This is a genomic window from Streptomyces sp. NPDC052910 (assembly GCF_055585605.1).
Genome location: NZ_JBVJJR010000004.1, coordinates 249401 through 271599, shown reverse-complemented (window position 1 = coordinate 271599; position 22199 = coordinate 249401). Strand labels below are relative to the sequence as shown.

21 protein-coding genes and 1 pseudogene are annotated in these 22199 nt (G+C 72.9%); 9 read left to right on the top strand and 13 right to left on the bottom strand.

The window, feature by feature from the left end:
- Positions 1 to 93 precede the first annotated feature (93 nt).
- The 3 genes from ACZ6X9_RS17500 to ACZ6X9_RS17490 form a co-directional block, all read right to left on the bottom strand.
- Positions 94 to 867: an NADH oxidase gene (locus tag ACZ6X9_RS17500; protein ID WP_469778874.1), complete on the bottom strand. Its 774-nt coding sequence runs from the start codon at positions 865 to 867 to the stop codon at positions 94 to 96.
- A gap of 103 nt (positions 868 to 970) precedes the next feature.
- Entirely contained in the window at positions 971 to 2245 is a 1275-nt protein-coding gene (locus ACZ6X9_RS17495; RefSeq protein ID WP_469778873.1) for an IS701 family transposase, read from the bottom strand.
- 250 nt (positions 2246 to 2495) lie between these two features.
- Complete coding sequence (locus ACZ6X9_RS17490) at positions 2496 to 2831, bottom strand: hypothetical protein (protein ID WP_469778872.1); 336 nt, start codon at positions 2829 to 2831, stop codon at positions 2496 to 2498.
- Positions 2832 to 2968: 137 nt separating this feature from the next.
- Here ACZ6X9_RS17490 and ACZ6X9_RS17485 point away from each other — a divergent pair, with 137 nt between their 5' ends.
- From ACZ6X9_RS17485 to ACZ6X9_RS17475, 3 genes are all read left to right on the top strand, one after another.
- Positions 2969 to 3793, top strand: coding sequence for a helix-turn-helix domain-containing protein (locus tag ACZ6X9_RS17485; protein ID WP_469778871.1), 825 nt, complete (start codon positions 2969 to 2971; stop codon positions 3791 to 3793).
- Positions 3790 to 3981: a DUF397 domain-containing protein gene (locus ACZ6X9_RS17480; protein WP_469778870.1), complete on the top strand. Its 192-nt coding sequence runs from the start codon at positions 3790 to 3792 to the stop codon at positions 3979 to 3981. The genes ACZ6X9_RS17485 and ACZ6X9_RS17480 overlap by 4 nt, the downstream gene beginning before the upstream one ends.
- Before the next feature lie 225 nt (positions 3982 to 4206).
- Positions 4207 to 4527 (top strand): hypothetical protein, encoded by a 321-nt coding sequence (locus tag ACZ6X9_RS17475; RefSeq protein WP_469778869.1) that lies wholly within the window; start codon positions 4207 to 4209, stop codon positions 4525 to 4527.
- A gap of 190 nt (positions 4528 to 4717) precedes the next feature.
- On the opposite strand, the gene ACZ6X9_RS17470 is transcribed toward ACZ6X9_RS17475, so the two are convergent.
- Together ACZ6X9_RS17470 and ACZ6X9_RS17465 are read right to left on the bottom strand one after the other, a co-directional pair.
- Positions 4718 to 5263, bottom strand: a complete 546-nt coding sequence (locus tag ACZ6X9_RS17470; protein WP_469778868.1) for a hypothetical protein — start codon at positions 5261 to 5263, stop codon at positions 4718 to 4720.
- 274 nt (positions 5264 to 5537) lie between these two features.
- On the bottom strand, positions 5538 to 7025 hold the full coding sequence (locus ACZ6X9_RS17465; protein ID WP_469778867.1) for a glycosyltransferase family 39 protein: 1488 nt from the start codon (positions 7023 to 7025) through the stop codon (positions 5538 to 5540).
- Positions 7026 to 7339: 314 nt separating this feature from the next.
- On the opposite strand from ACZ6X9_RS17465, the gene ACZ6X9_RS17460 reads away from it, so the two are divergent.
- Positions 7340 to 8452 (top strand): polyprenyl synthetase family protein, encoded by a 1113-nt coding sequence (locus ACZ6X9_RS17460; protein ID WP_469778866.1) that lies wholly within the window; start codon positions 7340 to 7342, stop codon positions 8450 to 8452.
- 35 nt (positions 8453 to 8487) lie between these two features.
- Here the strand turns inward: ACZ6X9_RS17460 and ACZ6X9_RS17455 are convergent, their stop codons facing one another.
- The 7 genes and pseudogenes from ACZ6X9_RS17455 to pdxR form a co-directional block, all read right to left on the bottom strand.
- Complete coding sequence (locus ACZ6X9_RS17455; RefSeq protein ID WP_469778865.1) at positions 8488 to 9030, bottom strand: arginine repressor; 543 nt, start codon at positions 9028 to 9030, stop codon at positions 8488 to 8490.
- Positions 9031 to 9072: 42 nt separating this feature from the next.
- On the bottom strand, positions 9073 to 10323 hold the full coding sequence (locus ACZ6X9_RS17450; RefSeq protein ID WP_469778864.1) for an acetylornithine transaminase: 1251 nt from the start codon (positions 10321 to 10323) through the stop codon (positions 9073 to 9075).
- Between the two features lie 89 nt (positions 10324 to 10412).
- Positions 10413 to 11354: pseudogene (gene argB / locus ACZ6X9_RS17445) on the bottom strand (acetylglutamate kinase); the annotation flags it as partial.
- Positions 11351 to 12502, bottom strand: coding sequence for a bifunctional glutamate N-acetyltransferase/amino-acid acetyltransferase ArgJ (gene argJ / locus ACZ6X9_RS17440; protein WP_469778863.1), 1152 nt, complete (start codon positions 12500 to 12502; stop codon positions 11351 to 11353). The pseudogene argB and the gene argJ, both read right to left, overlap by 4 nt.
- Complete coding sequence (argC, locus tag ACZ6X9_RS17435) at positions 12499 to 13527, bottom strand: N-acetyl-gamma-glutamyl-phosphate reductase (RefSeq protein ID WP_469778862.1); 1029 nt, start codon at positions 13525 to 13527, stop codon at positions 12499 to 12501. The genes argJ and argC overlap by 4 nt, the downstream gene beginning before the upstream one ends.
- Before the next feature lie 112 nt (positions 13528 to 13639).
- A complete protein-coding gene (locus ACZ6X9_RS17430) occupies positions 13640 to 14155 on the bottom strand; it encodes a putative immunity protein (RefSeq protein WP_469778861.1) in 516 nt (171 codons plus the stop codon).
- A gap of 93 nt (positions 14156 to 14248) precedes the next feature.
- Positions 14249 to 15667 carry a MocR-like pyridoxine biosynthesis transcription factor PdxR gene (gene pdxR, locus ACZ6X9_RS17425; protein WP_469778860.1) on the bottom strand — a complete coding sequence of 473 codons (1419 nt, stop codon included), beginning with the start codon at positions 15665 to 15667 and terminating at the stop codon, positions 14249 to 14251.
- Positions 15668 to 16033: 366 nt separating this feature from the next.
- Between pdxR and ACZ6X9_RS17420 the strand changes: the two genes are divergently transcribed.
- The 4 genes from ACZ6X9_RS17420 to ACZ6X9_RS17405 all read left to right on the top strand — a co-directional run bounded on the left by ACZ6X9_RS17420 (position 16034) and on the right by ACZ6X9_RS17405 (position 19365).
- Positions 16034 to 16582 carry a hypothetical protein gene (locus tag ACZ6X9_RS17420; RefSeq protein ID WP_469778859.1) on the top strand — a complete coding sequence of 183 codons (549 nt, stop codon included), beginning with the start codon at positions 16034 to 16036 and terminating at the stop codon, positions 16580 to 16582.
- Positions 16583 to 16585: 3 nt separating this feature from the next.
- Positions 16586 to 17557 carry a hypothetical protein gene (locus ACZ6X9_RS17415; protein ID WP_469778858.1) on the top strand — a complete coding sequence of 324 codons (972 nt, stop codon included), beginning with the start codon at positions 16586 to 16588 and terminating at the stop codon, positions 17555 to 17557.
- Positions 17558 to 17778: 221 nt separating this feature from the next.
- On the top strand, positions 17779 to 18399 hold the full coding sequence (locus tag ACZ6X9_RS17410) for a GNAT family N-acetyltransferase (protein WP_469778857.1): 621 nt from the start codon (positions 17779 to 17781) through the stop codon (positions 18397 to 18399).
- Positions 18400 to 18477: 78 nt separating this feature from the next.
- Entirely contained in the window at positions 18478 to 19365 is an 888-nt protein-coding gene (locus ACZ6X9_RS17405) for an AraC family transcriptional regulator (protein ID WP_469778856.1), read from the top strand.
- Positions 19366 to 19524: 159 nt separating this feature from the next.
- On the opposite strand, the gene ACZ6X9_RS17400 is transcribed toward ACZ6X9_RS17405, so the two are convergent.
- Complete coding sequence (locus ACZ6X9_RS17400; protein ID WP_469778855.1) at positions 19525 to 20418, bottom strand: DUF2268 domain-containing putative Zn-dependent protease; 894 nt, start codon at positions 20416 to 20418, stop codon at positions 19525 to 19527.
- A gap of 473 nt (positions 20419 to 20891) precedes the next feature.
- On the opposite strand from ACZ6X9_RS17400, the gene ACZ6X9_RS17395 reads away from it, so the two are divergent.
- Positions 20892 to 21746 (top strand): S1 family peptidase, encoded by an 855-nt coding sequence (locus ACZ6X9_RS17395; RefSeq protein ID WP_469778854.1) that lies wholly within the window; start codon positions 20892 to 20894, stop codon positions 21744 to 21746.
- Positions 21747 to 22199 lie beyond the last annotated feature (453 nt).

The window sequence follows — 22199 nt, the reverse complement described above, 5'->3', positions numbered from 1 at the left end:
AACCGCCTTGAGCGTCCGCCCGGCCCCTGGCACGGGCGCCGCACCCCCGGCCCGCCCTGTGCCGCAGGTCCCACCGCCCTCACCCGGCCCGCCCTACGCCGCAGGCCCCACCGTCCTCACCCGGCGCCGCTCCTTCGCCGGGGCGAGCATCCCCGCCGCGGCCAGGTAGGCCAGGACCTCCCGGGTCAGCTCCCCCGGCAACGGCAGGTCGGCGCAGGCCGCTTGGGGTGTGACGGGCCAGGCCAGCATGCCCAGCACCCACACCGCCTCCGGCCGGTGCAGCACCACGCGGTACCGGGCGTCGGCCCGTTCCAGCATGAGCCCCGAACGCCAGGGCGTCAGCACGGCGTCGGCCGGCAGTCGTACGGGGGTCTCCTCCGGCAGCGGCACCGGTGCGAACGAGGCGTTCCGGGCCACCGGGGAGACCGAGAGCAAGGGGCCCTTGAGGTCGTCCACCCCGAGCGTCCGCACGATCAGGTGCGACAGCCGGCCCATCACCCGCATCATGACCGGCCGGCCCTGGTCCGGCCCTTCGCCGTCCCACCCCTCGCCGTCCCACCTCTCGCCGTCCCGGCGTTCGCGCGTCGCGCCGGGGCCGCCACCGGCCCGTCTCCCCGTCTCGGTCCGCCTCCCAGTCTCGGTCCGTCTCCCCGCCTCGGCCCGTCTCCCCGTCTCGACGTTGGCCAGCAGCACCGGCCCCAGTTCCATCCGCCGCAGCGCCTCGCGCACGGCGGGCACCGGCCGGTCGACCCGCTCCGCCCCCCAGCGGCCCCGGACCACCACCGCACCGTCCGCCCGGTGTTCGACCACCACGTCCTCGCTCAGCGACCACAGGTGCAGCACCCGGTGCCCGGCGCCGATCCGCATCGTCCTCTTCTCCCCGGCCTCCTGACGCGCCTCGGCGTGCGCGGTGCGCGATGGGTCGCGCGGCAGGTGACAGCCACTCGGTCGTTCCCCCGGCGGGGAGGTCTCACATGCGGCACCGCCGCGTGCCCACGCCCCCCGGCGGCAGGACCGTCCCGGCGCCGCCCCCGCACATGGGCTCGTCAGCCGACGGAGTCAGCAGCGCGACGGCGTGGGCGACGGACGCGAGGGTCGTGTGCCGGTGCCAGCCGCCGAACGACCGCCCGGTGAAGTCCCGGATGCCCACACCGTCGGCGATCGCGGCGAAGTCGTGGTCCACCCGGCGCAGCAGCCCGCTCAGCCGGACCAGTGCGGCCGGTGCCACGTTCACCAGGTCCGTGAGCCACAGTTCCCCCGGCCAGCGGTCCGCGTTCTCCCCCATGCCGATCAGCAGCATCTCGCGCAGGCGTCTCCCGCCTCCGCCCGCCCCCGGCACCGGCAGCCCCACCCGTACCCCGGCCGTCAGCGACGTGCCGAACGCGTCCGAGTCCGGGCCGTGCCGCCACATCACCGGCCTGCGCAGCTCCCGCGCCCCGGCCATCGCCCGCGCCGCCGTCATCAGCCACGTCTCCCGTCCCGACGACGGCGCGTCCGACACCACCAGCCGCAGCGAACCGCTCACCCGCGCCAGCACGGGCACCCCGCACGCGCGCAGCCGGTGGAGCGCCGCCAGCGTGTCCGGCTCCCGGGCGTCCAGCACCAGCGGTCTCACCGGTAGTCCCCAGTCCCGCATCATCCCGGCGTACGCCTCCACCGCGCACTCCCCCGGCGTCTCCGGCCGCACCGCGTCCGGGATCGCCGCCTGCCCGCGTCGCACCGGATCCCCCAGCCACGCGTCCGACAGCAGCAACCGCCAGTTGACCGGGGCGCTGCGGTACGCCGACGCCGCCCACACGCCCACCGCCTGCTGGGCGTTGAGCACCTGCCCCGCCTCCGGGAAGAACCGCCGCTCCACCCCCACCGAGTTCTCCCCGGCCTTCGGTATCACCATCGGTCGCACCACCCACGCCTGCGGCGCGAGCGCCCGGACGAGGTGGTGCGCCAACGCCCGCCGCATCGGCCGCCAGTCCCACGGCGAACTGGAGACGAAGTGGTGCAGGCTCTGCTCCGGCGCCGTCCCCCCGGCCAGCCCCGCGATGTTACGGATCGACTTGCGCCCCCGCGCCCCCAACAACCCTCGCAGATACGCCTCCCCGTGCCGCCGCTGGTCGCTGCGCCCCAGCGTCCCCAGCGCGACACCGCACAGCTCCGCGAGCACCTCCTCCCGCGTCCGCTCCCGGGCTCCCCCGCCGGTGGGCGTCGCCTTCGTACGAGGTCTCACGGCAACGGCAACACCACTCATGGGGATCCCTCACATCCGCTGTACGAACGCCGTCCGGGGCTCCCCCGGTGACTGCGACGACAGTCGCAGGCCAGGGGGCTTTCCGGCAGTGCGCCGGGCATGAGTCGAGGGGTGAATACCGGCATGCCCCGGGTATGCGTTTTTCATACCCGGGGCATGCCGCCCCGCCCGGAACCCGCTCTCACGCCCGGGCCCCGCGGCACGGTGCGGCACGGTGCGGTGGGGTGGGGTGGGGTGTCGTGCGATGCGGTCACGCGTGTGCCACCCGGAGGTGCACCCCCATCGCCTCGGTCAGCTCCACCGCCGTCTTGAGATCACCCGACGCCAACGCGAGGCTGCGCCGCTGCTTGATCTCCCGGCACTCCACACACCGCGACGGCCGGTACACCCGCCACGCGTCCTGGTCCGTCGCCGGCCGCACGTCACAGGGCAGCGCCTCCCACGCGTCCCCTCCCGTCGGCGGCCGCAACCGCACCCTTCCCTCACCGGTGCCGGTGACCTCCCCTACGCGCTCACGCCGCGCGTCCACCACCAACTCGCCCACGGCGGGCGTCCGCTGGTGCTGCGGGGCGGGTGGCTTGTCCATGCTGGTGTTCCTCTCGCGGGATCTTGCGATTCGATACCCAGCATCTCCGCGCAGCGGTACCGTGACCAGGAGTAACTGCTGTAGGAAGGCCGCTCCCGTTGCAGGGATGCCCGGCTTCAACGGAGGGGCGAACAACTGTGCCCGCACCCAAGCGGATCGAACCCACCAACCTGAACGAATGGTTCGGCGCGAAGATCCGCCACCTACGGGAAGCGCTCGGCTGGACTCAGACTCAGCTCGGGGAGGCGGTGCGGCTTTCCGGCAGCCGCATCGCGCAGTTCGAGCGGGCGGAGGACGCGCCGCCGATGGACATCACCGAGCTGCTGGACAGGGTCCTGGGCGCGGGAGGTCTCCTGGTGGAGGTGCGTCCGTTCCTGAACCGAAGCCCGTACCAAAAGTGGGCCGAGGAGTTCGTCGATGCCGAGGCGCGGGCCACCAAGATTCAGCACTACGCCTACATCATCCCCGGTCTGTTGCAGACTCGTGAGTACGCCACAGCGCTCCTGGCAGCGGGAATCCCCTTCTTCGGCGGAGACCTGAACGAGAAGGTCGACCTGCGCATCGCGCGTCAAACCGTCCTGGACGGACCCAACAACCCCTGGTTGCGGTGCGTCATGGATGAGTCGGCCGTCTACCGCGCAGTCTGTCCGCCGGACGTCATGCGCGAACAACTCCACCACCTCCTCAAGGAGTGCGAGCGCCCTCGCGTCCGGGTGCAAGTGCTGCCGTTCGCGCGCAACCGTATGGTTCTCACGGGGATCGGGCTGGCGACACTGTGGACATTCGCCGACGGAAAGACCGTGGTGTACAAGGAGGGGGTCAACGCCGGAGGCGTCTTCGTCACAGACCCCCAAGAGGTCTCGCTGTTCGCCAGTATCTACGACCAGTTGCAATCGGACGCCATGGATACTGATGCGTCGAAGGCCTTTATCCGCAAGGTTCTTGAGGAGAACTACTCGTGATCTGGCGCAAGAGCTCCTACAGCCAGGGGGGAACCAACGAGTGCGTAGAGGTCGCCGGATCCCCCGACGACCTCATACACATACGCGACAGCAAGCGGACGGACGAACCCACCCCGCTGCTCACCGCCGAACCCGCCGCCTGGGCGGCGTTCCTCACCACCCTCAGAGCCGGTGGTCTCGGCGGCTGACCGCCGGCCGACGGGCCCTGCCCCGGCGGACGTAAGCGGGCGGCCCCGGCCGCTCTCAGGGTGCGTCCGACGAGTCGCGTGACGCCTGTTGTCCGGTGCGAGTGTTCGTGGTCCTTCGTTCGAGCGAAAGCCCGCGAAGGGCCTGCTCGGGTGGCCGGATTCACGGGACCTTGGCGATCAGAGGGTCCCGTCCGGGCGCCTCCCGAGGGGAAGGACACCGCTCTGATGAAGCTCAAGCCCGTGGCCCGCACTGTACTGACCGCCGGTGCCGCGCTCCTCATGGCCGTCGGGCCGGCCTTCAGCGCCCAGGCGGCGACAGGCACGTTCGTCTACGACCGCATCGACGGCACTCACGGGGCGATCACCAATCCCGCCAATGGTGTGTGTTACGACTTCGACTCGCCCGCCTTCGGCGCCGACAACCAGACCGACACCGATGCCGTGGTGTTCGACACCTACGGCTGCTCCGGCGTGGCGCAGCCGCTGCCGAAGCGGACGGGCGAGCAGTGGGGAAGGTACAGGGGGGAAAGCGTGCGGTTCGGTTAGCGCGCGGCTCCGCGGGAGGTGAGGTAGCGCCAGCCGAACCAGAGCGTTCCCAGTCCGCCGACCACCGTGCCGGCCCAGCATGCGGCCGATGCCCAGGCGGCGAGGGGCCGTGTCATCCACAGAAGGCTCACCGCGACCAGGGCCAGGGAGAGCAGAAGCCGCTCCCCGGGCCCCCGGGCGCGGCGGCCGGTCAGTCCCGGGTGTTGCCGCACGTGTACGTGACGCCCTTCATTTTGATGTCCCGGTATCCGATCGGCATGACGATGGTGTGCTTTCCGGCAGCGGCGAGGGGCGCGAAATCAGTGCCGCCGCCACCGCCGCCGCCGCCCTTCTTCCGGCAGTAATAGCCGAGTGCCTCAAGTTTTCCGAGGTCGCTCTTGGCCTGGTAGCTGTTGTAGGACTTCATCATGGCCGCGCGCTTCGCGGCGGGGGTGGCGTTTTTGGCCTTGGTGTACGCGTAACACCCGATGCTGGCCCCGATGCCCACCCACGAGGCTCCCTTGGCCAGGGCCTTGGAAAGACCGGCGGCGCCGCTGCCGATGCCCAGGACCGCGCAGATCTCGTCGGCGCCGGCGGTGGCGACGCCCATGTCCGCCGCCTTCGGCGCGGACGCGGATATCGTGTTCCCTTCGCCGTTCGGGGAAGCGGCCTGCGCGGCCTGCACGCCGAGGCCGCACAAGGCGCCGGTCATGGCGAAAGTCATCGCGGCGGATATTCCTTTGTCGCGTACGCTCACGGGGTCGACCCTCCGATAAACAAGGAAATATCTTGATCTTTTCGCGGGCGACGCTACCAGCGGTGATCCATGCGCGCAATGACGGGTTTCCCGGATTGAGGTTTTCCTGACGGCGGGCGCCGGTTCCGCGAAAACGGATGAATTGTGCGCGATTCCGCAGACGTCGGCAGATTCCCGTAGAGCGGACATCCCGGCCGCTTCGGAGAGGGGTGGGATCGACCGCCCGTCCTCCTCTTCGGCACCGTCCCTCCTCCGCCGGAACCGCCCGCTTACCTCAACGGGCGGCCCCGCCGGCTGCCTCCCCCGCCCCGGAGCGTTGTACGAGGGTGATGTCGATCCCCCGCGCGCTGTGGTGGTAGGCCGGGGAGAAGCCGGCACGGGTGAGGGTCTCCTCCTGGACCGCTGCCGTCCGGGCGGCGGTCCGGCGGGCGCCGTCGGAGAGGTGGTTGCAGGTGACGTGCCAGACGCGGTGGGTGTGGTTCAGGCGCTCCCGCAGGAGGGCCGGTTCGGCGGGCAGGTGGTCCAGGGCGCCGAGTCCGGCGGCCGTCCGGGCCTGGCCCAAGTCGGGGCGGTGTATGAACGCCTCTTTGTACGCGGTGGCGATCAGACCGCACCGGGCGCCGCTGAAGAGCACGGTGTCGCCGGGAGCGTCGTGTACGCGCAGGGTTCTGATCAGGGCGCGGGTGTCCCACTGCCGGCTGTCCTCCCGGCGTACGGCCTGGTGGGACGAGGCGAGGGGGACGGCCACCAGGAGCACCATCAGCAGGCGCAGCCGCAGGGGGACGACGGTGGCGGCCGTCGCGAGCAGCAGGGCGAGGGCCGGCAGGCAGAAGAGCAGGTAGCGGTAGGCGAAGAGCGGGTGGTCGAGCGAGGCGACCGCCAGGAGCAGCGGGGGGACGACCAGCCAGGGCACCCCCACCGCGAGGGCGAGGGGCGGGGCGTCGCGTCGGCGTACCGCGAGGAGGGTGAGGGCGGCGAGGGCGGTGAGGGTGAGCAGGAGTTTGAGCGGGGTGGGGAGGGTGTCCTGGCCGGGGGTGAGGAGCCAGGTGAAGTAGCCGAACGGGGTTCCGGCGGTGACCGGTGCGGCCTCCCCCACGGCGGAACTCTGCGTCGCGGCGAGAACCAGCAGCGGGACGACGGCGGCGACGCCCGCGGCCTGGGCCGACAGCAGGCGGACGACGACGCGGCGGCCCGGGCGGCGGAGGGCCACGGTGACCGCGTGGGCGGCCACCAGGAGCAGCCCCATCAGGTTGAACCAGCCGAGCAGGGCGAGCAGGACGGCGTACCCGGCCGGCCACCGGACCGTCTTCCCGCCCGGTCCGGGGCCGGCGGACAGGGCCTTCGCCAACGCGCACGTGGCCCACACCGCGACCGCCATGACGAAGGCGAACGAGCGGGCCTCCTGCGCGTAGCGCGAGGCGGTCGGCAGCACGGCGAGGAGGAGTCCGGCGTACAGCCCGAGACGCGGGCCGCCGAGCAGCCGTCCCAGTCGGACGAGGCCGGCCGCCGCGACGGCCACCGCCATCGCGGAGGGCACCCGCGCGGTGAACTCGTTGAGGCCGCCGTTCGCCTGCCCGACCAGGTACATCAGCACGTAGTGCAGGCCGTGCACCGCGTCGACCCGTCCCAGCAGCTCCGTCAGTTGCGGCCAGGAGCGCCGCGCCACGTCGATGGTGACGATCTCGTCCGTCCACGCGGAGGGGTCCGTGTTCCCCCAGACGCCGAGGCAGAACGCGAGGACCGGTGTCATCCACCCGGCCACGCGCGACAGGCTGCCCCGGCCGGCGGACAGGCCGGACGGGACGGGCACGGCCGCGGGGGGTGAGGTCGCTGTCACGGTGCTGCTTTCGTCGCCGGCGCTTCCCGCGCCGGGCGGTGCGGGGGGCGGGCGGCGCACCGCATCGCGTGACGTCCGCGCGCGTGACGTCCGGCAGGAAGCACCTCCCACACCCGGCACATTACGTGCCATATGAATGTGAATTCAAAGGAACGCACCCCGGCGGGCAGCACCTCCCCGGGCGCCGACAACACCCCCGGCCGCCGCCCCCGCTCCCCTGACCAGGGAGAATGACCCTCATGGACGACAAGCTCACCGCCGCGGCCCCGGCCCGTCTCGCCGCGCACCAGCGGCGGTTCGACGCCCGTTTCGCGGCGTACTTCGACGCACTGGCGGCGGATGTCGGTGCTCCGCCGGTGAGCCGGTTCACCCCTCGCGCCCTCGGACTCCTGCGTGACCTCTCCTTGCGCGGCGGCAAGCGGCTGCGGGTGGCGCTGCTGCACGAGGCGGCGCGGCTGGCCTGCCCGGACGGCGACGTTCCGGGGCTCACGGAGGCGGCGTTGAGCATCGAGCTGCTCCAGACGCACGGTCTCGTCCACGACGACATCATCGACGACGCGCCGACGCGCCGCGGCGGGCCGTCGACGTACTACGCCTACCGACGCGACTTCCCGGAGCACGAGCGGACGGCCCTCGGGCTGACGCTGCTCGCGGGGGACCTCGCCGCCTTCCTGTCCGTCCGGGTGCTGCTGGACGCACCGGTTCCGGCGGAGTTGCGGCAGGCGCTGCTGGACGTGCAGACGCGCGCGGCGGCGGACACGGTCGTCGGCCAGGTGATGGATCTGGAACGGGATTTCCTCCACCTCCTCCCCCACCCCGGCCCCGGCGCGCCGGACGTCACGGGCCTCCTGGACACCGTCACCGACTACAAGAGCACGCGGTACTCGGTCCTCGCGCCCCTGCGGATGGGCCTGCTGCTCGCGGGCGAGGACCTCCCGGCACACGACGAGCGGCTGCGCCGGTACGCGGCCCCGGTCGGCGTCCTGGGACAACTGCGCGACGACTACCTGGACCTCTTCGGGGTCGAGGAGACCGTCGGCAAACCGTCCGGCGCCGACCTTCGCGCGGGGCGCCGCAGTTACGTCCTGCACGCGACGCTGGAGGCGGCCACCGCCGCGGAACGGGCGGTGGTCGAGCGGGCCCTGGGCGACCCGGACTGCTCGGACGCGACCGTCGGCCGCGTCCGGGACATCGCCCGCCGCCACGGCGTCGACGACCGCGTCCGCGCCGACCTGCGCCGGCTCGCCGAGACGGCGTCCGCCGAGGCCGCGGGCTGGCGTGCGCGGTGGCGGCCGGAGGCCGTCGGCTTCTTCGAGCGCCTTCCCCTCTGGGCGGCGGAACGGGCGCTCTGAGCGCCGCCCGCCGGGACGCCGCCTCCCGCTCGTCCTCAGCGCTCCTTCTGCGCCAGCCGCAGCAGGTGGTCGGCCAGCGCCTGGCCGCCCACCGGGTCGCGGCTGATGAGCAGGACCGTGTCGTCGCCCGCGATGGTGCCGATGATCTCGTGGACGCCCGCCTGGTCGATCGCGGAGGCGAAGAACTGGGCGGCGCCCGGCGGGGTGCGGAGGACGACGAGGTTGGCGGAGGCCTCGGCGGAGATCAGGAGCTCGGCGGCGAGGCGGCCCATGCGGGCCTCGGTGGCGGACTCGCCGAGGGGGGCGCGGGGCGTGCGGTCGCCGCCCTCGCCCGGGACGGCGTAGATGAGCTCGCCGCCGGTGTTGCGGATCTTGACGGCACCCAGCTCGTCGAGGTCGCGGGAGAGGGTGGCCTGGGTGACGGACAGGCCGTCGTCCGCGAGCAGCCGGGCGAGCTGGCTCTGGGAACGGACGGCCTGCCGGCCGAGGATGTCCACGATCCGGCGGTGGCGTGCGGTGCGGGTCTGCGGCACGGCCTGTCCGCCCTGGGCCGGCTCGGTCTCCTGCGCCTCGGTCATCGTCTCGTCAGTCTCCGGATCATGGTTCTCCTGAGCCCCCCGTCAGGGCTGCTGCGGCGCCCCTGCCTCGGCGGCGGCAGCGGCGGTGGCGGCGGCAGCGTCGAGGACGCCGGGGAGCACCCGGAGGAACGTCTCCACCTCATCTTCCGTGATGATCAGCGGAGGAGCCAGCCGCACCACGTCGGGCGCGACCGCGTTCACCAGGAGACCGGCTTCCTGAGCTGCCCGCTGCACGTCCGGTGCGAGGGGCTTGGAAAGGACAATACCCAGCAGCAGGCCCGCGCCACGGACGTGGTCGACGAGCGGGTGGCCGAGCGCGGCGATCCCGTCACGGAGCGCGGCCCCGGTCCGCCGGGCGCGCGCGGGGACGTCCTCGGCGGCCAGGGTGTCGAGCACGGCGAGGGCGGCGGCGCACGCGACGGGGTTGCCGCCGAACGTCGAACCGTGCTGACCGGGAGTCAGCAGGCCCGCCGCCTCGCCGAAGGCGAGGGTGGCACCGATGGGAAGGCCGCCGCCGAGGCCCTTGGCGAGGGTGACGACATCGGGCTCGACGCCCTGGGCGAGGCACTCGAACCAGTGGCCCGTGCGGCCGATACCTGTCTGGATCTCGTCCAGGACGAGCAGCGTGCCGGTGGCGCGGGTGATGTCCCGGGCCGCCGCGAGGTAGCCGGGCGGCGGGACGACGACGCCGTTCTCACCCTGAACCGGTTCGAGGACGACAAGGGCGGTGTCGCGGGTGACGGCGGCGCGGAGGGCGTCGGTGTCGCCGTACGGGACGTGGGTGACGTCGCCGGGGAGCGGCAGGAACGGTTCCTGTTTGGCCGGCTGGCCGGTGAGGGCGAGGGCGCCCATCGTCCGGCCGTGGAAACCGCCCTGCGCGGCGACCATGTGCCGGCGGCCCGTCCGCCGCCCGATCTTGAACGCGGCCTCGACGGCCTCCGCGCCCGAGTTGGAGAAGTAGACGCGCCCGGGGCGCCCGGCCAGCTCCAGGAGCCGCTCGGCGAGGCGGACGGTGGGCTCGGCGGTGAAGAGGTTGGAGACGTGGCCGAGGATGGCGATCTGCTCGGAGACCGCGCGGACGACGGCGGGGTGGGCGTGGCCGAGGGCGTTGACGGCGATGCCGCCGACGAAGTCGAGGTACGCCTTGCCGTCGGCGTCCCAGACCGTGCTGCCCTCGCCGCGCACGAGCGGGATGCGGGGGGTGCCGTAGTTGTCCATCAGGGCGTTCCGCCAGCGCCGGGTGAGGGCGGCGTTGGCCGTCCCGGTCGCGTCGGCCTTGAGCTCGTCGGTCATGAGGAAGTACCCCCGGTCTGCGCCGGCTCGGCGGGGTCGGTGGGGTCGGTGGGCTGGGCGGGGGCCGCCGGCCCGGTGGCGGCGGCGGGCTGGGCGGGATCGGCGGGCCGGTGGGCCGCCGCCGGAGCGTCCGGGACGACCATCGTGCCGATGCCCTCGTCCGTGAAGATCTCCAGCAGGATCGAGTGCTGCACCCGCCCGTCGATGACACGGGCGTTGGCGACCCCGTTGCGGACGGCGTACAGGCAGCCCTCCATCTTGGGCACCATGCCGCTCGACAAGTCCGGGAGCAGCGCTTCGAGTTCGGTCGCGGTGAGGCGGCTGATGACGTCGTCGCTGTGCGGCCAGTCCGCGTACAGCCCCTCGACGTCGGTGAGGACCATCAGCGTCTCGGCGCCGAGGGCGGCGGCGAGCGCGGCGGCGGCGGTGTCGGCGTTGACGTTGTAGACGTGCCCGTCCTCAGCGCTGCGGGCGATCGAGGAGACGACGGGGATCCGGCCGTTGTCGAGCAGGGCCTGGACGGCGCCGGTGTCGATGGCGGTGATCTCGCCGACGCGGCCGAGGTCCACGCGCTCGCCGTCGATCCGGGCGTAGTGCCGGGTGGCGGTCATGGTGTGGGCGTCCTCGCCGGTGAGGCCGACGGCGAGCGGGCCGTGCCGGTTGAGCAGGCCGACGAGTTCGCGTTGCACCTGACCGGCGAGCACCATCCGGACGACGTCCATCGCCTCGGGTGTGGTCACCCGCAGCCCGGCCTTGAACTCGGACGCGATGCCGAACCGGTCGAGCTGCGCGCTGATCTGCGGCCCGCCGCCGTGCACGACGACCGGGCGGAGTCCGGCGTGCCGGAGGAAGACGACGTCCTGGGCGAACGCGGCCTTCAACTCGTCGTCCACCATGGCGTTCCCGCCGAATTTGATGACGACGGTCTTGCCGTGGTGCCGCGTCAGCCAGGGCAGCGCCTCGACGAGGATGCGGGCCTTGGGGAGGGCGGTGTGTTTGCGGGTGCTGCCGCTGGTGGTCGTATCGCTCATGAGGAGTAGGCGCTGTTCTCGTGGACGTAGTCGGCGGTGAGGTCGTTGGCCCAGATGACGGCGGATTCGCCGCCCTCGGCCAGGTCCGCGGTGATGCGGACTTCGCGGTAGCGCATGTCGACGAGGTCGCGGTCGTCGCCGACGGAGCCGTCGCGGCAGACCCACACGTCGTTGATCGCGACGTTCAGCTTGTCCGGGTCGAAGGCGGCGGAGGTGGTGCCGATCGCGGACAGCACCCGGCCCCAGTTGGGGTCTTCGCCATGGATCGCGCACTTGAGGAGGTTGTTGCGGGCGATGGACCGCCCGACCTCGACCGCGTCCTCCTCGGACGCGGCGTTGATCACCTCGATGCGGATGTCCTTGCTGGCGCCTTCCGCGTCGCCGATGAGCTGCCGGGCGAGGTCGTCGCACACTTCGCGGACGGCATCGGTGAACGCGGCGGCGTCGGGGCTGATCCCGGAGGCGGCGGAGGACAGGAGCAGGACGGTGTCGTTGGTCGACATGCAGCCGTCGGAGTCGACCCGGTCGAAGGTGGTGCGGACGGCGGCGCGCAGGGCCTCGTCCAGCCCGGGGGCGTCGACGTCGGCGTCGGTGGTGAGGACGACGAGCATGGTGGCCAGGCCCGGCGCGAGCATTCCCGCGCCCTTGGCCATGCCGCCGACCACCCAGCCGTCGCGCTCCGCGACGGCCGTCTTGTGCACGGTATCCGTGGTCTTGATCGCGATGGCGGCCTTCTCGCCGCCGTGCGCCGACAGGCTCGCCACGGCCTTCTCGACGCCGGGGAGCAGCTTGTCCATGGGCAGCCGGACGCCGATGAGGCCGGTGGAGGCCACCGCGACCTCGCCGGCGCCGCAGCCGAGCGCGTCCGCGGCCTTCTCGGCCGTCGCGTGGGTGTCCTGGAAGCCTTCCGGGCCGGTGCAGGCGTTGGCACCGCCGGAGTTGAGGACGACGGCCGTCACCTCCCCGGACTTCAGCACCTGCTGCGACCACAGCACGGGAGCCGCCTTGACCCGGTTGGAGGTGAACACCCCCGCCGCGGCCCGCCCCGGCCCCTGGTTGACCACCAGCGCCACGTCCGGCGCACCACTGTCCTTGATCCCGGCGGCCACACCGGCCGCCGTGAAGCCCTTCGCCGCCGTCACACTCACGGAGCCACCCCTGTCGTGGAAAGTCCCAGCTCCTCGGCCAGCCCGAGGGCGATGTTCATGCTCTGCACCGCACCACCGGCAGTGCCCTTCGTCAGGTTGTCGATCGCGCTGACCGCGATCACGCGGTGAGCGGACTCGTCCAGGACGACCTGGATCTGCGCGGAGTTGGACCCGGTCACCGCTCCCGTGGCCGGCCAGCACCCCTCGGGCAGCAGGCGGACGAACGGCTCGTCCGCGTACGCCTTCTCGTACGCCGCGCGGACGGCCTCGGCGGTGACGCCAGGGCGCGCCTTCGCGCTGCACGTGGCGAGGATGCCGCGGGGCATGGGCGCGAGGGTCGGCGTGAACGACACACTCACCGGCCCACCCGCGACGGCGGCCAGATTCTGCGCGATCTCCGGCGTATGCCGATGCCCGCCCCCGACCCCGTACGGACTCATCGACCCCATGACTTCACTGCCGAGCAGATGCGGCTTGACGGCCTTCCCGGCGCCCGACGTCCCCGACGCCGCGACAACGACGGCCTCCGGCTCCACCAGCCCCGCCCCGAAAGCAGGCCACAACGCCAACGACACCGCCGTCGGATAACACCCCGGCACCGCCACCCGCTTCGTTCCGCGCAGCCGCTCCCGCCCACCGGGCAGCTCCGGCAGCCCGTACGGCCACGTCCCCGCATGCGGCGACCCGTAGAACCGCACCCACTCCCCCGCGTCCCGCAACCGGAAATCCGCACCACAGTCGACCACCAGGACCTCCGGCCCCAGCTCCTCGGCGATGGCCGCCGACTGCCCGTGCGGCAACGCGAGAAAGACGACGTCATGCCCCGCGAGCACCTCGGCGGACGTCTCCTGGACGACCCGCCCGGCCAGCGCCGGCAGATGCGCCTGCACCTCCCCCAGCGCCCGCCCGGTACTGCTGTTGCCGGTCACCGCCCCGATCTCGACACGGGGGTGCCCGAGCAGCAGACGCAGCACTTCGCCGCCCGCATATCCACTCGCTCCGGCCACTGCCGCTCGTATTGCCATCGGGGTTCCTCCTCAGTGATGGCATGACTATACGAACGAGTGAGGATTTATGCAATAGAGGTGTGCGCCTCCTTGAGCCGGTCCCGGGCGCGGACCGGCGTCCGGCTCCCGCTCAGCAGTCGAACACCGACCAGCAGATGTCGTTCCGCAACCGCTGGTCGTCGAGCACGAGCTCGCGGATCGTCTCCGGAAGCCGGTCACGCTGCCACCGGCACTCAAGGCGCCCCGCCACCGCGCCCTGCCCTTCCGGCGCGGCAGCGCGTACGGCCTTGATCGCATAGGCGGCCGCACCCAGCTCGTGCGCGGCGACGTGCGCGACCACGGCGGCCTGCCCGGCGGCGTACGCGGCATGCCGCGCCGCGCCGCGCAGGTCCCGGGCCGCGCCCATCGCATGGCCACCGGCCGACCGGGCCCGCGTCATCGTCACCGCACCGCGCGCCCAGGCGCGGGCATGCCGGATCGCCTGACGCGGTCGCGGGTCGTCGGGCCGGGCCGCCTCGAAGCAGTCGAGGACGTGCTCGGCGCACAATGCCGCCCACAGGGCGAGGAGGTGATGATCCGAGTCGGTGAGGGTCCCGCCGCGGCGGATCGTCACGAAGCGGGGGTCCCGGATCTTCGGGAGGATCACGAGTGGCACTCCTTCAGCCGGAATCGGCGTCTCGGGCGGGCCGCGAGGGGTCGCTCGCGGAGTTCGGCACATGGCGCCGCGCAGACCACGCGCTCACCCCTCGGACGCCGCCCGGGCGAGGGCGTGGACCGCCGCGGCGAGGCTGTGGGGCGTCTGCGCGGCGTATCCGACGACGAGGCACGGGCCGAAGGGGGCCGGTGGGCGGGCGGTGAAGTCGCCGAGTCCGCGGATCAGGACGCCCGACTGCCGGGCGGCCGACGTCACGGTCTGTTCGTCGAGGTGCCGGGGCAGGGAGACGAGGCTGTGCCGGCCGGCTTCCGCGCCGAGGACCGTGGCGTCGGGGAGGTGCCGGCCGAGCGCGTCGGTCAGCGCCTGCCGGCGTTCCTGGTGGCGTTTGCGCGTGCGACGGAGGTGTCGGTCGAGCCGTCCGCTGCGGATGAACTCGGCGAAGGCGAGCTGGTCGATGCCGGACGCGCCGAAGTCCAGCCGGGCCCTGATCCGGCTGAGGGGTGTGACGAGACGCGAGGGAACCGTGAGCCAGCCGAGGCGGAGGGAGGGGGCCAGCAGCTTGCCGGCGGAGCTCCCGTAGACGACGTGTTCGGGCGCCGCCTCCTGCAGGGAGAGGGGGCGCGCGCCGGAGTCGAACCAGAACTCGCTGTCGACGTCGTCCTCCACCACGATCCCGTCGCCCGCCCGCGCCCACGCGAGCAGGGCGTTCCTGCGGTCGTCGGTCAGGACCACGCCGGTGGGGAACTGGTGGGCGGGCGTGACCAGGACCGCCCTCGTCCCGCTCCGCGCGAGCGCCTCGACGACGATGCCCTGGTCGTCCACGGGCACCGGTACGGCTCGCAGGCCGGCGCTCTCGACGAACCGCCGGTGCCCGGGGTGCCCCGGGTCTTCCACTGCGATGCTGCGGTGGCCTTCCGCGAGCAGCAGGGCGCAGATCAGGGACAGGCCGTGGGAGAACCCGGCCGTCATCACGACCTGATGGGCCGTGGCGCGTACGGCGCGGACCCGGCCGAGGTAGGCCGCGAGTTCCTCCCTCGCCTCGGCCACCCCCTCCGGGGGCGGGCACCCCAGGTGTTCGGGGCCCGCGGTGTGCAGGGCGTGCTGCACACAGGCGAGCCACTCGCGCCGGGGGAAGCCCGTGACGTCGGCCGGTCCCGTGCGCAGGTCCCAGCGCACGGGCGCGTTCGCCGGGCCCGGCACGGCCGCCCTGCCGGGTACCGGGGCCGTAGCCGTAGGGCCGGGCCGGCTGACACCCCGGTCCGCGACACGGGTGCCGGACCGGTCGACCGTGTGGAGATAGCCCTCGGCGGCGAGCTGCTGGTACACCTCCACCACGACACTGCGGGAGAGCCGGAGGTCGGCCGCCAGACGGCGGCTCGACGGCAGGGTGGTGCCGGCCCGCAGCAGGCCGCTGCTGATCATCTGCCGGATGCGGGTGCGCAGTTGTTCATGCAGGGGTTCCGCGGCGGAGCGGTCGATCGTGACGTGCAGGTGCCTCGGCATCTGGTCTGCTCATCCCTTCCCCGACTGGTCTGGTCCAACCGGCAGGCCAAGGCTTTACTGAACGGGCCGCGGCCGCAACCACACGAACGGTGAGGCCGGAGCTGACGGGCGAAGGCGGTCGCGGCCGTAGGGCCGTCCCGAGGGGAGGGGTGGAAAGCAGATCGTCGAAGGCCTCGGCCGGGGGAAGTCGGGGAGGCCCACGCTTGTCCCGTGGCGCTTCTTCCCGTGGCGGAGGGCGAGTTGTCGCGTACGGGTGGCGCTTTCCGGTGGTCCGGCGGACGCCGGAGGCGAGAGGCGGCCGCGTTGCCGCGGGCCCGCCTGTCCGGCACCCAAGTCATCGATCAACAGACATGCCTGAGGAGAACCATGCGCAATTCCAGGTGGAAAGGCAGAACGGCCGCAGCCGTAGCGGCGTTCGCCCTGGCGTCGGGGGCGGTCATGGCCACCGGCGGCAGCGCGTCCGCGGGGACGGCCTACGAGTGGGACCTGTGCAATTCGGGCAACGGGTCGTGCTTCGGCATCTTCTACAGCAGCGTACCGGGCAGCCAAGTCATCGATTCCGCGTGCTTTCTGACCAACCGCGGCGTTCCCGACCACTGGGGGCGGTACGAGAACAACGGCACGGTCCCGGTGCGTTACCAGTTCCGCAACCAGGGCTACAACGGCGGGCCGCTCATCGTCTTCGACCGTGTCAGCGGCGGGGACGTGGCGTGGGCCAAGTGCCTTCCCAACGGGGCCGGCGCCGGCGACGCGCTGAAGAACAACGCCGCGTCCGCCGTGAACCAGGACACGGTGCCCCACACGATCTATTACAACAGCGGTTACGAAGGGCAGCGGCAGACGATCAACCCGCGCCGCGGCTACAACCTCATCTCGGACCTGAAGAACAACAACGGCTCCAGCCAGAGAGGCTGACGGATGAAGCTCTCACGTACACGCCTGGCCGTAGGCGCGAGCGCCGCGGTCGTCCTCGCGGGAGCGGGGGCGTTCGCCGCGGCCTCCGCCTCCGGCAACGACGCCGCGGCGCCCGCCGCCGACCAGGACAGACAGCAGATCATCAGCGTGCAGCACGCCGCCCGTGCGCAGGTGAAGGAATTCGCGACCCGGACGGTTCAGGGCGCCGCGCCGCAGTCCCCGCGCTCCGGCCCGCTCAAAGGAAAGGAACTGCCCATCGAGAAGTACCTGATCGGCTCGGTCGACGCGGCGAAGGCGCGGCAGGCCGAGGAATTGTTGATTATCCAGTGCATGGCGGACTTCGGCGTTGTTTATGAGCCGGAGCAGAATCCGGTGGACTCGACGCTGGCGAAGACCAGCGCGAACGACGCGAACATCGAGCAGCGCTACGGCAACGTCGACGTCGAGACGGCCAGGCTCAACGGCCCCGAGCGGTTCGCGGGGTCGGAGAAACCGCTCCGACTGTCGAAAGAGCAGATGCTGCTGCTGCGGACGACCGGAAAGGACGGCAAGCCGTTCACCGGCACATTGCGGGGCAAGCGCACGCCCAAGGGCGGATGCGGGACCCAAGCCATCACCAGGCTCGGCGGTGATCTGCGCGCGGAGACCGCCGACACCATCGCCGGGAAGACGTTCTCCGCCTCGCGGAAGGACCCGGCCGTCATCGCCCTGAAGGCGAAGCGCGACGCGTGTGCCCAAAAGCAGGGCGTTCCCGCGGAGCGGCCGGGCGTTCAGCGGTCGAGGGAACAGGCCGTGGCGGAGGCCCGGTGCGCCGGTGCCATGGGGCTGCCGCAGCAGTGGTTCGCGGTCGAGAGCGGGATGCAGGACAAACTGATCGGCGAGCAGCGCAAGCGGCTCGACGAGGAGAAGACCCGCAACCAGGCGATCATGAAGAAGGTCGAGACCGTCCTGGCCCAGGCCCGACAGGCGGGCTGACCGGCCGGGCCGGGAACGTCGAGGACGAGGTGGGTCCGGGGGCCGAGCACACGCTGCTCGGCCCCGCTTCGCTGCCGGGGGGCGGAGGCGGGGCCCGGGGGGCCGGAGCCGGGGGGCCGGGGCGGGGAATTCGGGGGCGGGCGTTCGCCCTGGGCCGTGTGGGGCCGGTGGGCGGTGGGCTCCTCTCACGGGCGTCCACGCACCGTGCGAAGATCACCGCCGTGTACGAGACGACCTCCTTCCGCCGTTCCACCGGCAGTGACGCGGACCTCGCCGCCCTCGTCCGGCTCCGGGACGACGCGGCCCGCCGGATGATCGCCCGGGGGGTCACCGGACAGTGGCGGCCGGGCGAGCTGGGCGCGGACCACTTCCGGCGGATCGTCGGGTCCGGGGAGGTCTGGCTCGCGGAGACCGGCGGGCGGGCGGTCGGGGCGTGGGAACTGTGGTGGGAGGACGAGGACGCCTGGGGGCCGCGGCCCCCGGAGGCCGGGTACGTCCACCGGCTGATGGTGGACCGGTCGGCCGCCGCCCCCGGGACAGGGCTGCTGCTGTTGCGGGCCGCCGAGCGGCGGGTGGCCGCGGTGGGCCGGCACCTGGTCCGGCTGGACTGCCTGGCCGGCAACGCGCGCCTCACCGCGTACTACCTGGACGCCGGTTACCGCGTCGTCGGTCACAAGGCGGGCAAGCCGCAGCCCGGCGGTGCGGCGGCCAAGTCGTTCACGCTGCTCGAGAAGGATCTGAGAGAGTCGGCGTCCGCTTCCGGAGCGCCGGGGCCGGGGGCCGCGCGCACCCGACCGGATCGGACACAGGGTGCCGGGTCCGGTGGGACCGGTCCCGTCTAGCGTGGTGATCGTCGCCAAGATCGGCGATTCAAGCGCTTTCGAGTATTGCGGCGATTTCGGCAAGAAAGGGAACCGGGCGTGTTGCAACGGCTGAACCAGGCCCTCGCGTACGTCGAGGAACACCTCGACGGAACGGTGGACGTGGCCGTGCTGGCACGGACCGCGGCGACATCGGAGTACCACCTGCGCCGGATGTTCTCGGCACTGGCGGGCATGCCGCTGTCGGAGTACGTCCGGCGCAGGCGGCTCACCGTCGCGGGGGCCGAGGTGCTCGCCGGGCGGGATTCGCTGCTGGAGATCGCGGTGCGCTACGGCTACGGCTCCGGGGAGGCGTTCGCCCGTGCGTTCCGCGCCGTGCACGGCGTCGGGCCCGGCGAGGCGCGGCGCACCGGCGCCTCGCTCGTCTCGCAGCCCCGGCTGTCCTTCCGCCTCACCGTCGAAGGGAGCGGCAGCATGCGCTACCGCATCGTGGACCGGCCCGACTTCGCCGTCGTCGGCTTCACGGCCCGGGTGCCGCTGGTGCACGCCGGGCCCAACCCGTCCATCGTCGGCTTCGTCCGCGGCGTCGACCGGACGGCCCTGACACGCCTGGAGGAGCTGTCGGACCAGGAGCCGCGGGGGACCGTCTCGGTCTGCGACGGCCTGGACCCGAGCCGCGCCGAGGGTACCGAGCTGGACTACTACCACGGTGTGCTCATGTCGCCCGGCACAGCGCGAGCGGCGGACCTCCCGGAGGGGACGGCCGTGCTCGGCGTACCGGCCGGCACCTGGGCGGTGTTCACGGCCGACGGGCCGATGCCGTCGGCCGTCCAGAACCTGTGGCGGGACGTGTTCACCGAGTGGTTCCCCTCCACCCCGTACCGGAGCCGGCCCGGTCCGGAGATCATGTGCACCCGCCTGTCGGCGTCGCGGACGGAAGGCACGGCGGAGTTGTGGCTTCCGGTGGAGCGGGAGCAGGAGCGCTGACGGAAGCGAGGGCGGTGACGGGAGCGAGGGGGCGGCGGGGGCGAAGGCCGTGACGGGAGCGAGGGCGGCGGCGGTGACGGCGGGGGCGGAGGCGGCGGCGGGAGGCACAGCGGCGGCCGGGGGGCGAGCCGTCGCCCACAAGTCGCCCCCGCCCGGGGCCTACGCCTCCGTCGCCACCCCCGCGCCGCGCAGGATCTCGCGGGCCGGCAGGGCCACGCTCTCGGCGGCGGTCAGGCCGGTGGCCGCCTTGTGCGCCTCGGCGATGCGCAGACCGACGGCGTAGCCGGCGAAGTCCGGCAGCCCGACGGGCGGCCGGCCCATCAGCCGGGCGGTGGCGTCGCCGAGGACGTAGGCGAGCGCGTTCCCCATGCCGGCCAGGTCGACGTCCGCGGTGATCCGCTCGTAGGCGCTGTCCAGGCGGTCGCCGGTCAGCTCCCGGGTCCACGGACACAGCCCCTCCTCGCCGGCCAGTTCGCGGGCGAACGCCTCGGCCAGCCCCTCCGCGACGACGTGCTCGCCGACGGTCACGGTCGCCGGGTTCCAGCGCACGTTGGCGTAGCGCACGTTGTGATGCAGCTCGTGGGCGGCGGCGTGACCGATGTTCCGCAGGGCGGTGTCGGTCGGCCACACGACCAGTTGGACGGCTCCCGGGAAGCCGCCGAGACCGAAGTAGCCGGAGCTGCGCACGGTGAGGTGGTGGTCGTCGGGGTCGCCGAGGACGATGACGACGTGGACGGTCTCGGCGTGCGCGACGCCGGGCACGGCGGCGTCGATCCGCTCCCACGCGGCGGCGAGGGAGTCCGCCACCCGCTCCCACACCCGTTCCTCCCGCATCCGGTGCAGGGCGGCCGGGAGCCGGGGGTCGTCGTGGTCGTGGTCGAAGGGGAAACCGCTGCCCATGCGGTGGGCCCGGACGGGATCGAAGTCCCCGATGACGGACATCGGGCCCGCCAGCGGCGCGTACAGGTCCCGCAGGACGTCGGGGCGTTCCGCCGGGGGGCGGCGGAGGAGGTCGAGCATGGTGGTGGCGGTGTCGTGAACGATGATCTGCATGGATCGAGACGGTAGAAGTTGACGTTGCGTCAAGGTCAAGTGCGGTCGCCGGCCGGGGGCGGGGCCGGTGAGGCCCGGGGTGTCGCGGTGCCGGTGGCATGCCGCCGTCCCACCGCTTGTGCGCGGCGTTCCCGACCGCCGTTCCCGCTTCCGACGTCCGGGCAGGTCAGAGAGGGTGCGGGCGTTCCGGCTTCCCGCGTCGGCGTCCGAGGTCTGGTCGGAGGCGGAGGACGCGGGCAGGGTGGTGACCGGCCGCCACACCGGTCGGCCTGACCGGTCGGCCGGACCGCCGGCGCGGGAAGGCCGGCTTCCGGACGAGCACGACGGACCCGCCGCGAGGCCCCGCCTCACCACCACGCCGTCCCGCCACCATGCGGTCCCGGCGTTCCATCGTGCCGAGGCGCCGACGCGCCGACGTCCCGCTGTCCCAATGTTCCATTCCGACGTTCCAACGGAAAACCACGGGGGATCCCATGCCCAAGACCACACCCACGCCCGCAACCACCCCGGCCGCGGCGCCCCGGATCGCCGCAGCGCCCGGGCCCGTACGCCGTCGGCCCGCACGCCGTCGGCTCGCCGCCGCCCTCCTGGCCGGTGCCGCTCTCGCCGGCGCCGCCGGTGCCGTGGCCCCGCCGGCCGCCGCCGTGCGCGGCGGGACGTCGGCCACGGCCGGGGAGGCGCCGTTCGCCGTACTGATCAGGAATCCCGACGCCGTGGAGGGGCCTGACGCCACCTGGTGCGGCGGCACGCTCGTGGCGCCGGACAAGGTGCTGACGGCCGGGCACTGTGTGGCCAACGCCGCCCGGCCGACGTCGCTCACCGTCGTCGGCGGACGCACCGACCGGCTTTCGACGGCCGGGCAGGTGCGGCGCGTCACCCGCACCGCACTGCACCCCGGGTACACCCACGACCTCCTCCGCGACGCGGCCGTCCTCACCCTCGACCGTCCGCTCCCCTACAAGCCCCTGCGCGTCGCGACCGCGAAGGACGCCGCCCTCTACGCGACCGGGCGCACGGCCACCGTCTACGGCTGGGGGTACACGGACCGGGACACCCAGGGCCGGAAACTGCGGAAGGCCACCCTGACCCTCTCCCCGCTCGCCTCCTGCGAGCCGTTCTCCAACACCACGGACAGCACCCTCAAGGTCTGCGGAACCTCCGCGAAGGGCCGTACGGACAGCATCTGCTCCGGCGACTCGGGCGGCCCGCTGGTCGCCGACGGCGTCCTCATCGGCATCGTCTCGACCGGCAACAAGTACTGCGACGCGACCTATCCGCTGTCCGTCTTCACCAAGGTGAGCACGGTCGCTCCGGGCCTGGGGCTCTGACTCCGGCCCGGATCCGCCACCGGGACCGCGACCGGCGCAGGGAACAGGCACGGCACTCGCTGTGTACGGAAGCGAACGTCCGCCAAGGCGGCCGGCAGCCCCGACTCCACGCTCGACCGGGTACATGTTCCACCGGATGCGCCGCGAGGACGTTCCGTCGCAGGACGGCCGCCGCCCGGGGGCCGAAGTGGCATTTCCCTCGGCGGGTCTGCCGGTGCCGCCCGCCCTGGCTCGGTACGTACGTCCGCGTCGTCTCCCCAGCCCGGACGGTGTGCGGACGGCCGCGCGTGCGGCGCGTGTCGGGACGGGCGGCCGGGTTCGCACCGATCGGGTCCGGTCTCCGCGTAACAGCCGAAACGGGCTGACCGGAGGCCGGCCCCCTCACCGTCCCGCGGGTGTCGCGGACGGCAGGGCTACGTCGACATACGACGTACCGGGCCTTCCCGGACGCGA

Excerpts from the sequence above, each read along its gene's own strand:
- ACZ6X9_RS17500 (WP_469778874.1), bottom strand. The coding sequence starts at position 867 with ATGCGGATCGGCGCCGGGCACCGGGTGCTGCACCTGTGGTCGCTGAGC.
- ACZ6X9_RS17495 (WP_469778873.1), bottom strand. The coding sequence starts at position 2,245 with ATGAGTGGTGTTGCCGTTGCCGTGAGACCTCGTACGAAGGCGACGCCC.
- ACZ6X9_RS17490 (WP_469778872.1), bottom strand. The coding sequence starts at position 2,831 with ATGGACAAGCCACCCGCCCCGCAGCACCAGCGGACGCCCGCCGTGGGC.
- ACZ6X9_RS17475 (WP_469778869.1), top strand. The coding sequence starts at position 4,207 with ATGAAGCTCAAGCCCGTGGCCCGCACTGTACTGACCGCCGGTGCCGCG.
- ACZ6X9_RS17460 (WP_469778866.1), top strand. The coding sequence starts at position 7,340 with ATGGACGACAAGCTCACCGCCGCGGCCCCGGCCCGTCTCGCCGCGCAC.
- ACZ6X9_RS17455 (WP_469778865.1), bottom strand. The coding sequence starts at position 9,030 with ATGACCGAGGCGCAGGAGACCGAGCCGGCCCAGGGCGGACAGGCCGTG.
- ACZ6X9_RS17450 (WP_469778864.1), bottom strand. The coding sequence starts at position 10,323 with ATGACCGACGAGCTCAAGGCCGACGCGACCGGGACGGCCAACGCCGCC.
- argC (WP_469778862.1), bottom strand. The coding sequence starts at position 13,527 with ATGGCAATACGAGCGGCAGTGGCCGGAGCGAGTGGATATGCGGGCGGC.
- pdxR (WP_469778860.1), bottom strand. The coding sequence starts at position 15,667 with ATGCCGAGGCACCTGCACGTCACGATCGACCGCTCCGCCGCGGAACCC.
- ACZ6X9_RS17420 (WP_469778859.1), top strand. The coding sequence starts at position 16,034 with ATGCGCAATTCCAGGTGGAAAGGCAGAACGGCCGCAGCCGTAGCGGCG.
- ACZ6X9_RS17415 (WP_469778858.1), top strand. The coding sequence starts at position 16,586 with ATGAAGCTCTCACGTACACGCCTGGCCGTAGGCGCGAGCGCCGCGGTC.
- ACZ6X9_RS17400 (WP_469778855.1), bottom strand. The coding sequence starts at position 20,418 with ATGCAGATCATCGTTCACGACACCGCCACCACCATGCTCGACCTCCTC.
- ACZ6X9_RS17395 (WP_469778854.1), top strand. The coding sequence starts at position 20,892 with ATGCCCAAGACCACACCCACGCCCGCAACCACCCCGGCCGCGGCGCCC.